This is a genomic window from Hyphomonas sp. (assembly GCF_037969335.1).
GTDB lineage: Bacteria > Pseudomonadota > Alphaproteobacteria > Caulobacterales > Hyphomonadaceae > Hyphomonas.
In genome coordinates, this window is sequence record NZ_JBBKXE010000201.1 from 1 (window position 1) to 11,612 (window position 11,612).

Sequence of the window (11,612 nt, forward strand, 5' to 3'; positions counted from 1 at the left end):
ACGCCGATGATGTCGGCGTGTTCGAGGTATTCGGCCAGCACGGTGTCGGGGATGAGTCCGAGGCCGATTTGTTCGGCCATGGCGGCGGGGTCGAGCCCCACGTATTGGTCGAGGGTGAGGCCGACAAAGATTTGTGGCCGCCCGTTGCCGCGTTTGTTGTTGTGGCGGGGCCGGTGGATGGTGCCCAAGGGCTGGCCGAAGACGGATACGCCGGATGCCGAGATGGCGGGGGTGGAAGCCTATGAGGAGGCCGGTGTGCGCGGCAGCGTGAACCCGGACCCGGTGGGCAGCTTCCATCTCGAGAAGCGGATCGGCCCCGGCACCGTCATGGAGTGCGTGGCCACTGTCTATGCGCTGGAAGTCAGCGGGCTTGATCCTGAATTCCCGGAATCCGGCCAGCGCCAGATTGGCTGGTTTTCACCCGCTGAGGCGGCGGCCAAGGTGGCATCGCCCGAGTTGAGTGACCTGTTGACCCGGTTCGAACCCTGAACGCGGCCTGCTCGCCTGAAAATTCCGCCTAAAATCTGTCTCCGAATCCTGTCAGGCAGCGGAAAGCCGTGCTAACGCGCCCCTTTCATGCGGCCAAGGAAGACGGACACCCAAGCGACATGCCCCAGACCAGCGGAATGAAACCGACCCTCGACAAGGATCTCTCCAAGGTCGGCCAGATCGAACAGGCATCCCATTCGGTCGGGCGGTCGCTGCTGATGCCGGGCCTTGCCCTGGTTTTCATTGCCGTGTGCGCCGTGTTCGCGACAACGCTGACCGGAAGCGCGCCGCAATCCTATATCATCGTCGTCGCTGCAGCGGTCGGGGCCTATATGGCGCTGAATATCGGCGCCAATGATGTCGCCAACAATGTCGGTCCGGCCGTCGGGTCGAAGGCGCTGTCGATGATGGGCGCGCTGGCGATTGCCGCCGTGTGCGAAAGCGCGGGCGCGCTAATTGCGGGCGGCGACGTGGTCGGCACCGTGTCGAAGGGGATTATTGATCCGGCCGGCCTCGCTGATTCCAGCACATTCATCCTGCTGATGATGTCGGCGCTGATTTCGGCGGCGCTCTGGATCAACCTGGCCACCGTTGTCGGCGCACCGGTGTCGACAACGCACTCGATTGTCGGCGGCGTGGCCGGGGCGGGGATCGCGGCCGCTGGTATCGGGGCCGTCAACTGGCCAATGATGGGGCAGATCGCGGCGAGCTGGGTGATATCGCCGGTGCTGGGCGGGATCGTCGCGGCCCTGTTCCTGGCCTTCATCAAGACGGCCATCATCTACCAGGACGACAAGATCGCGGCAGCGCGCCGCTGGGTGCCGCTGCTGGTGGCGATCATGGCCGGCGCCTTCTCGACCTATCTGGCGACCAAGGGCCTGAAGCATATCATGGAGATCGACCTGCAGATGGCCGGCCTGATCGGCCTCGGGACGGCGGTGCTGACCTGGGTGATCTCCAGCCCGCTGATCAAGCGCCAGTCGCAAGGCATGGAAAACCGCAACAAGTCCTTGCGGGAATTGTTCAAGCTGCCGCTGATCTTCTCGGCGGCGCTGCTCTCTTTCGCACACGGCGCCAATGATGTGGCCAATGCGATTGGCCCGCTGGCGGCAATTGTCACGACGGCGCAGTCCGGCGCTGTGGCGGCCAAGGTGGGCATCCCGCTTTGGGTGATGGCGATCGGCGCTCTCGGCATCTCGTTCGGCCTTGTCATGTTCGGGCCGAAACTGATCCGCATGGTCGGCGACCAGATCACCAAGCTGAACCCGATGCGGGCCTTCTGCGTGGCCCTGTCGGCAGCGATCACCGTGATCGTCGCTTCGGCGTTCGGCCTGCCGGTGAGTTCGACGCATATCGCCGTGGGCGCCGTGTTCGGCGTCGGATTCTTCCGCGAATGGTACACGGCGAATTCCCGGCGCCGCCGCGACTACATTGCCCGCAACCCGAGCAATCCTGACCGCGAGACAGCCCCGACGAACGACCAGCCGCGCTATCGCCGCCTCGTGCGCCGTCACCATTTCATGACGATCATCGCCGCCTGGCTGGTCACCGTGCCTGCCGCCGGTGTCCTGTCGGCCGGGCTCTACCTCGTATTCTCGACGTTTGGGTGACGATATTGGATGCCATGCCCCATTGCCCCCGTGGCCGGGCACTGGCAGATGGGCTTGATGGATTTCAAATGGATACCGAATGCGCTGACGATTGCCCGCTGTGTGTTTGCGGGCCTTGTCCTGTGGGGAATCTGGAACGCGGAACTGGCGGGCCAGATGGTGGCCGCCGCGACGCCGGATACGCCAGCCGATGACGTGCTGCGCCAGAGCATCATGCAGCAGCTCTGGTACCAGTTCGCCCTGCTGGGGTTCCTGTCCGGCGCGCTGACGGATTTCCTCGACGGCTATTTTGCGCGGCGCCTGAACGCGCAAAGCCGGTTTGGTGTCTGGCTCGACCCGATTGCTGACAAGCTATTGGTCGGCGCGGCGCTGCTCGGGCTCGCCATGGTGCTGAAGACCTGGCTGATCTATATCCCCGCTGCCGCGATTATTGGGCGTGACGTGTTCATGACCTGGCTGCGCACGACCCCGGCCGGCAAGGCGGTGGTCGATCCGTCCGATCTCGCCAAATGGAAAACCGGGTTCGAGATGGCCGCGATCATCGGCCTGATGCTGCCGCTGGCTTTTGCGCCAGCCGATCTCGCAGTGGATGCGAGCGGTTCGACACCCTTGGTGTTCCGCGTCGGTTCGCTGCTGCTGGTGGGTATGCTGTGGATGGCCGCTGCGCTGTCGCTGCTGACGGGCTGGCGCTATATCCGTGCGACCCGCGCCTGACATCCTCTGCGCACATAAAAAGGACGCCGGTCCAAAGGAAAGAAGACCGGCGTCCAATTTAGTTTTTGGCGCGCCGGACAAGGGGAAGGGCCGGTTTGCCTTGGAATTGATCATACTCGCATGGCCGGGAGGGGAAGCAACCGACCATGTCCGAAGGCTAGGCCAAGGGTCTTAACGCTGCGTTAACATCCAAGGCAGGATTGCGGCAAAAATTTCCCAACACGGTCTGCATTCTGCCCGTCATCGGCCTCATTCGGGCCGGAAACATAGGCAGATGAAACAGCGTGTGCCCTCAGAGATGAAATTCCTCGCGTTCATCCTGGCCGCGCTGGCCTTTCTTTGCCTGCCAGCCCTGTTCGCCTTTGCCGGGGCAGATGAATTGCCGCGTACGGCGCGTTCCGATGCGGGCTATGCGCAAAATGCCCCGTCCCTGCGCGACGCGCTGCGGACTGACGGGCTTGATCTGGGCCAGCCGGTCTATCTGCGCATTACCAAGCAACCCGCTGAATTGACGGCCTATGTGGCGGCGGAGGATGGTGCGTACCATGCGTTCCGCACCTGGCCGGTGTGCAGCGTTTCCGGTGAACTGGGCCCCAAGATCCGGGAAGGCGACGGGCAGGCGCCGGAGGGCTTCTATTCGGTGGGGCCCGCCGCGATGAACCCGGCGTCGCGCTACCATCTCTCGTTCAATCTGGGCTTTCCGAACGCGCATGACCGGGCGCTGGGCCATACCGGGAGTTTCCTGATGGTGCATGGTGCATGCGTCTCGATCGGCTGTTTCGCGATGACGGATAAGGGAATCGCCGAGATATGGACCCTGATGCAGGCCGCCTTTGAGGGCGGGCAGGCGGCGGTGCCGGTGCATATCTTTCCGTTTCCGATGACGCAGGAGAACCTGCAGCGTCATTCAGGCGAGGCGCCAGCCGCCTTCTGGCAATCACTGGCCCCGGCCTGGACAGCATTCGAGACGACCGCCCGCGTGCCGCTCACCACGACGCAGGGCGGGGTCTATATGGTGCGGGCCGCCCAGTAGGGGCTCGGGCCCTGATCGCCATAGAGTTCGGCCAGGCGCTGGCGTGTGCCGGGTGTCGCGCCGTCCGGCGGGCAGAGCGGGTCGACCCAGGCCGTTTCAGCGATTTCACCCATCGATGTCGCCCGTGTCTCGTCCCATGTGCCGTGCGGAATGCGATAGAGCAGGACGTGGTCATTGCGGAAAACGGGATGGTTTGAATAGAAGCCGATGAGAAGGGGCGTGCCGGTGAGGCGGATGCCCCCTTCCTCCACCAGTTCGCGGCGCAAGGCCTCGATCGCCGGTTCGCCGCGTTCGATGCCGCCGCCCGGCATGTACCAGCCTTTCACATAGGTGTGGCGCACGAGGAAAACGTGCCCGTCGGCGTTTTCAACGGCCGCGCGCACGCCCAGCGTCATCGGTCGGCGCAGGCGGGCATAGGACTGGAAAAGACGGGTGCGCAGGTTGGCCATGGCGCATGGTAACGTGTCGATTGAGGCTCGCCAATCGCCACGACGCGCGCTAAGGACGGGGCCAGAAGCGAAACAGACCCTAAAGAAAAAAGCGAGACGGTGTCATGATCCATCCCTCCCTGATTGCCATCGGCACGATCGTGCTGGTCTTCGGCATCCTGAACCTCATCGAATTCAAGCGTCTCGACTAGGGACGCGCAGGCGCAATGCCGGACATTTCGCTGATCGCCGCCCTTGTCGGGGGGCTCGTTATCATGGCCTTCGCCGGGGATTTCCTGGTCAATGGGGCGGTTGCGCTGGCGCACCGTCTCGGCGTGTCGCCACTGATTGCCGGTATTTTCATTGTCGGTTTCGGCACGTCGGCGCCGGAAATGATCGTGTCGCTGGATGCCGCCCTTGAGGGGCGCGCCGGCCTCGCGCTGGGCAATATTGTCGGTTCGAACATTGCCAATGTCTGTCTCGTCCTGGGTATTCCGGCGCTGATCTTCCCATTCGTGGCCGGTGGCAGCGGACAGGGCCGGGCGCTTGGCGCCATGCTGATCGCAACGGCGCTTTGGATCGGCCTGACGGCGGTCATGCCGCTGCACGCCGGTATCGGCCTGTTCTTCGTCCTGATCCTGTTTGGCTATTGCGGGTACACATTCCTTGCCGCGCGCCGGGCCGTGGCGCTGGGAATTGATCCCGGCGTGCCGCTTGATGAGACGCCGGGACTCAGCGTCCGCCGGGCGCTGGTCTATGTGCCGCTGGGCATTGCCGGGCTGATCCTCGGCGCGCAGCTGATCATCGCCGGCGGCGTGGGTGTCGCCGAGTTCTACAATGTGCCGCAGGAATGGATCGGCCTGACCCTGCTGGCCATCGGTACGTCGATGCCGGAAATCGGCGCGAGCGTGGCAGCTGCCCTGCGCCGGCGCGGCGATGTGGCGATCGGCAATATTCTTGGGTCGAACGTGTTCAATATCCTGGGCGCTGGCGGGCTCATCTCCTTCTTCGGACCGATCAGTGTGGCCCCGACATTCCGCCAGTACGACCATTGGGCGATGGCATTGGCTGCGGCCATCATCGCCGTGCTCATCCTGACCAAGGCCCGGATTGGGCGGCTGGTCGGGATCCTGCTCTTGTTGCTGTATGCGATCTATATTTACGGACTGATCAACGGGTTCAACATTTTGGGCCTGTTCCAGCCGGCAGGCGCATGACGCCCGGCGTGGCACTTGTCACCGGTGCAGGCGCGCGGCTGGGCAAGGCGATGGCAGAGGCGCTGGGCCAGGATGGCTGGGCTGTGGCCATTCACTATCGGTCGTCGAAAGATGGCGCCGAAGCCACCAGGGCAGCGATTGAAACGGCCGGTGGCCGCGCGGCGCTGGTGCAGGCAGACCTTGCAGATGAAGCGGAAACGGCGGGACTGGTGGCGCGCGCCGGCGCGGCGCTGGGCCAACCGGTCAGCCTGCTGGTCAATTCCGCGTCCGTGTTCGCCGATGACAGCGCTGCTGGCCATACGCGCGAGGACTGGGACACGCATTTCGAGACCAATCTGCGCGCGCCGGTCCACCTGGCACAGCAGATGGCCAATGGCCTGCCCGCCAGCGAAAAGGGCCTCGTGGTCAACCTGATCGACCAGCGCGTCTGGAAACTGACGCCGGAATTCTTCACCTATACATTGTCCAAGGCGGCGCTCTGGCAGGCGACGCAGACCCTGGCGCAGGCGCTGGCACCGCATGTGCGCGTCAATGCGATCGGGCCGGGACCAACGCTGAAAAGCATTCACCAGACCGATGAGGTATTCGCCGCCGAGACGCGTGCGACTTTGACGGGCGAAGGGTCTAGCCCGGAAGAGATCCTGCGGGCGCTGCGCTATTTCATCGCCGCGTCCAGCGTGACCGGCCAGATGATTGCGGCCGATGGCGGCCAGCACCTGATGTGGCAGACGCCCGACACGCAAGTCTGAGATGGCCTGATAAACCAAGCTGAACCTGAAGGTGGAGCATGAATTTTTCGTCCGACACGTCCGCGCCCGCTCATCCGAATGTGCTCGCCGCGATTGCCCGCGTGAATACCGGCATGGAGCCGAGCTATGGCGCCGACAGTGTGACGGCGCGGGTGCGCCTCCAGCTGAAAGACGTGTTCGAGACGGATGATTTCGATGTCTGGATGACGGCATCCGGCACGGCGTCCAATGCTTTGGCGCTATCCTGCTTCTGCCCGCCGGCGGGCGCCGTGCTTTGCCATGAAGAGGCGCATATCCAGCGCGATGAACGTGGCGCGCCGGAATTCTTTTCGGGCGGCGGCAAGCTGTCGCTGCTGCCGGGGAAGGGGGCCAAGATCGACGAGGCGGCCCTGCGCGACGCCCTTGCGGCGATCCAGCCGGGCTTCGTGCACGAGACACCGGCACACGTCCTGTCACTGACCAATCTGTCCGAATGCGGCCTTGCCTATAGCGCCGACGAGATTCACCGCTATGCCGTGCTGGCGCATGGGCACGGGCTGGCTGTGCACATGGATGGCGCGCGGCTGGCGAACGCGCTGGTGAAGACCGGCGCAAGCCCGGCCGAGATGACCTGGAAAGCCGGGGTCGACGTGCTGACACTCGGCCTGACCAAGACGGGCGCAATGGGCTGCGAGCTTATTATCCTGTTCGGCAAGGCACGGGAAAAGTGGGGGGAATTGCAGGCGCGGGCGAAACGTTCCGGCCATATGCCACCCAAGATGCGCTTCCTTGCGGCGCAGGCCGAAGCGATGCTGGATGGCGGCCTGTGGCTGGATCTTGCCGGGCGGGCCAATGCGAAGGCGACGCGGCTGGCCGCGGCGTTGATTGCGCAGCCGGGCGTGCACCTTGCCTACAAGCCGGATGGCAATGAGGTGTTCGTGCGCCTGCCGGACGGGCTGGCTGAGCGTCTCACAGCGGCAGGCGCAAAATTTTATCCCTGGCCGGGGGGCTGCCACCGGTTCGTGTGTTCATGGTCAACGACCGACGATGAAATCGCGGCGGTCGAGACGGCAATGGGCTGACCAGGTCAGGAACTCAGGGCGCCGCCGAGCCAGGACTGCAGATGCTGGATCGTCGCCTGGGTGTCGATCGGTGCTTCTTCGGCACCGCCGAGCAGTTTCTGATGGATCGAGATGAACAGGAGCGGCGCCATAGCGGCGAAAGCGGCAGCGCGTAGCGCGTCCCGGGTTCGCGGCGCGCCAGGTGTGCCCTTCAGCTTGTCGATGATCGATTCAAGCCCCGGTTCGAGCAGGAATTTCAGATAGGCCCGTCCGGCGACTTCGTCTGCGATGCCTTCGATCAGCCCGAAGGCGTGAGCGCGGGTGAATTGCCCATACTGCATGCCCGCATCCGCCACGCGGTAGTATTCCTCAAGGGCTTCGGTCGGGGTGGTCGCAGGATGGGCGACCAGTTCCCAGATCCATTTTCCGCGGTTTCCCATGTTCTCGAGGATGGCCGAAACGACGCCCTGCCGGTTGTCGAAATAGTGGCGAAGTGTCGGCTCGGATGCGTGGGCCGCGATTGCGAACTGGCGTAGCGATGGGCGACGCAAGTCTGCGGTGAGTGCAAAATCCGTCAACGCATCGACAAGCGCCATGCGCTTTTGTTCAAAATCATGATTTCGCGCCCCTACCGGTCTCGGCATGGTCAACTCCCGGGTGAAATGGACGGTCCCCCCAATAAGAACCATTCTCATTTCATTCATACGGCTTTTGCCCTCTCTGGCAACCTATAATATTTACTACAGATTAGCCAATAAAACAGAGACGGGGTCACACGGATTTTGTTGCCGCATTCGGACGAAACTCAACTTCTTTGGGATGTGTCTTCGAATTGCGATCGACGCGCAGTCGCGCCGGCGTCGCACGACAAGCGGTCGTCGGGGGCCGGATTGTTGCGATCAGTCCGAGATGGCTTCACCGAGCCAAGACTGGAGCAACCCGATCGTCGCCTGGCTATCAACAGGCGCTTCTTCTGCACCGCCGAGGAGTGTCTGATGTATTCCCATGAGGATCAGGGGCGACAGGATCGCGAAGGCGGCCGCGCGCAACTCTAACGCAGACTTCGGAGAACCGGGTGTCGCGGTCAATTTCTCGGTGATCGTGGAGAGGGCCGGCTCCAGCATGTGTTTGAGGTAGGCCTTGCCCGCAGTGTCTTCTGCGATCCCTTCGATCAGCCCGAACGCATGTGCGCGCATGTATAATTCGAACTGCGGGCCCGGGGCTGCGATCAGGTAATAGTCTTTGACCGCGCTTGAAATGCTGTCGGAGGGTGCTGCGATGTTGTCACGGATTGATCGTCCGATCTTGCCCATGTTCTCGAGGATGGCGCCGACGACGCCCCGTCGGTCCATGAAATAGTGACGGAGCGTGGGTTCGGACGCATCGACGGCTTTTGCGAACTGTCGCAGCGACGGACGGCGCAGCTCTGCCGTGACAGCAAAATGGGTCAAGCCGTCAACAAGCGCAGCACGCTTCTGTTCAAAATCGTGGTTGCGTACCCCTGCAGGTCGCGCCATGCCAAACTCCCGATAGAACTGGATGGTCCCCCGATCAAAACCCAGTTTCAGGTTAATCTTACGGTTTTTCTTTCCTCTTGAAAACCATAATAGTTACTGCGGATCGGCCGTTTTCCACAGGCGATGCCACCGGAATTTCCTCGGGGTTGGCGGCTCAATTTCCACGTTCTTTTGAGAGCGGCGCTGGACAGTTCGCGTGCTGCCGTCTGGTTGCCTGTCGCGGTAATTTCTGGACCCGGTCGCCGGAGCGCGGCAAGACTGGAACGGAACAAAGAGGATTCGATCATGACGACATTATTCCGTGCGGGCCTGATCGGCGCGCTTCTGGCGACCTCGACACTGGCGGGCTGCGCCTCGACCTATTACGGCGCGATGGAGCAGATCGGATTCGAGAAACGCGACCTGCTGGTGCAGCGCGTGACCGATGCCGCCGTCAGCCAGGAGAATGCGAAGGTCGAGTTCGCCAATGCGCTCGAGGCCTTCCGGGCTGTGGTCAATGTCGACGCCGGGGAGCTTGAATCGACCTATGACACCTTGTCCGACGCCTATGACCGGTCAGAGGACAAGGCGGACAAGGTGCGCGCCCGCATCAAGGACGTGAAAGGCGTCGCGCGCGACCTGTTCCGGGAATGGAATGCCGAACTGACCGAATATTCCGATGTGGGCCTGCGCCGGTCTTCGGCCCAGCAACTGGCGGCGACCGAGGCGCGCTATGACACGCTGGTCGCCAAGATGGACAAGGCGGCTGCATCAATGGACCCGGTGCTGGCCGTGTTCCATGACCGTGTCCTGTACCTGAAGCATAATCTCAACGCCCGCGCGATTGCCTCACTGGGGGCCGAGACGGCAGGCCTTGAAGCCGACGTCGCCGACCTGATTGCCGAGATGGAGCGCTCCATTGCCGAGGCTGATGCCTTTATCGCGGAAATGCGCGCTGGCAGCTGAGGGAGGCGGATGCAGATTGTCCCGGGTGATTTCGAGGATGCGCGGGTGCTGGACCTGTTGCGCACGCACCTTGACGGCATGTACGCCAACTCGCCGCCGGGAAATGTCTTCGCGCTCGACCTGACCGGCCTGAAAGCGCCGGGGCTGCGTTTCTATACGGCCTGGGAAGGCAAGACCCTGATGGGCATGGGCGCCCTGAAGGGGCTGGACGATGGCGGCGGCGAGATCAAGTCGATGCGCACGCATGAGGTCCACCTGCGCAAGGGTGTCGCTGCGCGTTTGCTGGAACACATTATCGCTGAGGCACGGGCGCGCGCCTATCACCGGCTCAGTCTCGAGACAGGCAGCGGCCCGGCCTTTGACGCGGCGCTGGCCCTGTATTGGCGTTATGGCTTCATTGAAGGCGGCGCATTTGGCGACTATGAAAAAAGTGACTTCAACCAGTTCTTCCATCTTGCCCTGTAAAGGCCGCCGCCATGACCGTGCTCAGAACATTCTATCCCGAAATCGAGGCTTATGATTCGGGGCATCTCGATGTCGGCGATGGTCACACGATCTATTGGGAGCGGTCTGGCACCAAGGGCGCAAAACCTGCCGTGTTCCTGCATGGCGGGCCGGGCGGGGGCTTTTCGCCCAGCCACCGGCGCCTGTTTGATCCGAAGCTGTATGACCTGATGCTGTTTGATCAGCGCGGTTGCGGCAAGTCCACGCCGCACGCGTCGATCGACGCCAACACGACCTGGCACCTGGTGGCCGATATTGAGCGTCTTCGCGAGATGATGGGTGTGGACCAGTGGCAGGTGTTCGGCGGTTCGTGGGGCTCGACGCTGGCGCTCGCCTATGCCGAGACGCACCCGGAACACGTCAGCGAACTGGTGTTGCGCGGTATCTATCTTCTGACCAAGGCCGAGATGGACTGGTATTACCAGTTCGGCGTGTCGGAGATGTTTCCCGACAAGTGGGAGCGTTTCCTTGCGCCGATCCCCGAGGCTGAGCGCGGCGACATGATGGCGGCCTATCGCAAGCGCCTGACCGGTGATGATCGCGCCGTGCAGATCGAAGCCGCGCTGGCGTGGAGCCAGTGGGAAGGCCAGACGATCACATTGCTGCCCGAACCATCAACCAGTGACGTGTTTGGCGAGGATGATTTCGCGCTCGCCTTTGCGCGCATCGAGAACCATTATTTCACCCACAAGGGATGGCTGGAGGAGAACCAGTTGCTGCGCGATGCTTCGCGGCTGAAAGACATTCCGGGCACGATCGTTCATGGACGCTATGACATGCCATGCCCCGCCCGCTTCGCATGGGCGCTGCACAAGGCTTGGCCGAAGGCGGACTTCCACCTGATCGAAGGCGCAGGCCACGCCTATTCCGAACCGGGCATCCTCGACCAGCTGATCCGCGCGACGGACCGGTATGCGGGGAAGGGGGTATGACGGCCTATCTGATCCTTGATTTCACCATTCTCGATATGTCTGCATTCCGCCAATATATCGACGCAGTGCCAGCCTTCATCGCAAAGCATGGTGGCCGCTACATTGTACGCGGCGTTGAGCCGGAAGTGATGGAGGGCGACTGGAAACCTGAGCGCGTGGTTATCCTGGAATTTCCAGCAGCAGAGAACGCCAGGGCGTTTCTTGACGATCCGGATTTTCAGGACCTGATCGCTGTCCGGAAGAACGCGACCATCAGCAAGCTGATCCTTGCGGAAGGATGTCTCTAGCGCGTGGGCACCGGGCCGGACGCTTGAAAATATATGACCAGACGGCCTGTAAGCCGGGTTCTGTTCCCCGCGCCCTCTCGGGACATCGGTTCGGCAACCATTCCTCTGCGACAGGCCTCACAGCCTGCCTCTCGCGACACACCCGGG

At 62.8% G+C, this 11,612-nt stretch carries 15 protein-coding genes; 11 read left to right on the forward strand and 4 right to left on the reverse strand.

Annotated elements, in window-relative coordinates:
* The coding region (locus tag AADA04_RS14845) for a hypothetical protein (RefSeq protein WP_340694060.1) at positions 1 to 188 on the reverse strand (188 nt) is incomplete at its 3' end.
* On the opposite strand from AADA04_RS14845, the gene AADA04_RS14850 reads away from it, so the two are divergent.
* From AADA04_RS14850 to AADA04_RS14865, 4 genes are all read left to right on the forward strand, one after another.
* Positions 178 to 489: a hypothetical protein gene (locus tag AADA04_RS14850; protein ID WP_340694061.1), complete on the forward strand. Its 312-nt coding sequence runs from the start codon at positions 178 to 180 to the stop codon at positions 487 to 489. The genes AADA04_RS14845 and AADA04_RS14850 overlap by 11 nt on opposite strands.
* A gap of 119 nt (positions 490 to 608) precedes the next feature.
* Positions 609 to 2,099, forward strand: a complete 1,491-nt coding sequence (locus AADA04_RS14855) for an inorganic phosphate transporter (protein WP_340694062.1) — start codon at positions 609 to 611, stop codon at positions 2,097 to 2,099.
* A 9-nt stretch (positions 2,100 to 2,108) separates the two neighbouring features.
* Positions 2,109 to 2,813 carry a CDP-alcohol phosphatidyltransferase family protein gene (locus AADA04_RS14860; RefSeq protein ID WP_340694063.1) on the forward strand — a complete coding sequence of 235 codons (705 nt, stop codon included), beginning with the start codon at positions 2,109 to 2,111 and terminating at the stop codon, positions 2,811 to 2,813.
* 274 nt (positions 2,814 to 3,087) lie between these two features.
* A complete protein-coding gene (locus AADA04_RS14865; protein ID WP_340694064.1) occupies positions 3,088 to 3,846 on the forward strand; it encodes a 2-dehydro-3-deoxyphosphooctonate aldolase in 759 nt (252 codons plus the stop codon).
* On the opposite strand, the gene AADA04_RS14870 is transcribed toward AADA04_RS14865, so the two are convergent.
* Positions 3,822 to 4,295 carry an NUDIX domain-containing protein gene (locus AADA04_RS14870; RefSeq protein ID WP_340694065.1) on the reverse strand — a complete coding sequence of 158 codons (474 nt, stop codon included), beginning with the start codon at positions 4,293 to 4,295 and terminating at the stop codon, positions 3,822 to 3,824. The two genes, AADA04_RS14865 and AADA04_RS14870, sit on opposite strands and share 25 nt — an antisense overlap.
* A gap of 206 nt (positions 4,296 to 4,501) precedes the next feature.
* Here AADA04_RS14870 and AADA04_RS14875 point away from each other — a divergent pair, with 206 nt between their 5' ends.
* Genes AADA04_RS14875 through AADA04_RS14885 form a run of 3 tightly spaced genes read left to right on the forward strand, consistent with a single transcriptional unit; the run spans position 4,502 to position 7,301 of the window.
* Positions 4,502 to 5,491 carry a calcium/sodium antiporter gene (locus AADA04_RS14875; RefSeq protein ID WP_340694066.1) on the forward strand — a complete coding sequence of 330 codons (990 nt, stop codon included), beginning with the start codon at positions 4,502 to 4,504 and terminating at the stop codon, positions 5,489 to 5,491.
* Positions 5,492 to 5,499: 8 nt separating this feature from the next.
* Positions 5,500 to 6,240, forward strand: a complete 741-nt coding sequence (locus AADA04_RS14880; RefSeq protein WP_340694067.1) for an SDR family oxidoreductase — start codon at positions 5,500 to 5,502, stop codon at positions 6,238 to 6,240.
* A gap of 38 nt (positions 6,241 to 6,278) precedes the next feature.
* Positions 6,279 to 7,301, forward strand: coding sequence for a beta-eliminating lyase-related protein (locus tag AADA04_RS14885; protein WP_340694068.1), 1,023 nt, complete (start codon positions 6,279 to 6,281; stop codon positions 7,299 to 7,301).
* Between the two features lie 5 nt (positions 7,302 to 7,306).
* Here AADA04_RS14885 and AADA04_RS14890 read toward each other — a convergent pair whose 3' ends face one another.
* Positions 7,307 to 7,924, reverse strand: coding sequence for a hypothetical protein (locus tag AADA04_RS14890; protein ID WP_340694069.1), 618 nt, complete (start codon positions 7,922 to 7,924; stop codon positions 7,307 to 7,309).
* Positions 7,925 to 8,179: 255 nt separating this feature from the next.
* Positions 8,180 to 8,797, reverse strand: coding sequence for a hypothetical protein (locus AADA04_RS14895; protein WP_340694070.1), 618 nt, complete (start codon positions 8,795 to 8,797; stop codon positions 8,180 to 8,182).
* Between the two features lie 285 nt (positions 8,798 to 9,082).
* Here AADA04_RS14895 and AADA04_RS14900 point away from each other — a divergent pair, with 285 nt between their 5' ends.
* The 4 genes from AADA04_RS14900 to AADA04_RS14915 are packed head-to-tail and all read left to right on the forward strand — an operon-like array spanning position 9,083 to position 11,465.
* Positions 9,083 to 9,742, forward strand: coding sequence for a DUF2959 domain-containing protein (locus tag AADA04_RS14900; protein ID WP_340694071.1), 660 nt, complete (start codon positions 9,083 to 9,085; stop codon positions 9,740 to 9,742).
* A gap of 9 nt (positions 9,743 to 9,751) precedes the next feature.
* Positions 9,752 to 10,207: a GNAT family N-acetyltransferase gene (locus AADA04_RS14905; protein ID WP_340694072.1), complete on the forward strand. Its 456-nt coding sequence runs from the start codon at positions 9,752 to 9,754 to the stop codon at positions 10,205 to 10,207.
* Positions 10,208 to 10,218: 11 nt separating this feature from the next.
* Entirely contained in the window at positions 10,219 to 11,178 is a 960-nt protein-coding gene (pip, locus tag AADA04_RS14910; RefSeq protein ID WP_340694073.1) for a prolyl aminopeptidase, read from the forward strand.
* A complete protein-coding gene (locus tag AADA04_RS14915) occupies positions 11,175 to 11,465 on the forward strand; it encodes a DUF1330 domain-containing protein (RefSeq protein WP_340694074.1) in 291 nt (96 codons plus the stop codon). The genes pip and AADA04_RS14915 overlap by 4 nt, the downstream gene beginning before the upstream one ends.
* The last annotated feature ends 147 nt before the right edge of the window (positions 11,466 to 11,612 follow it).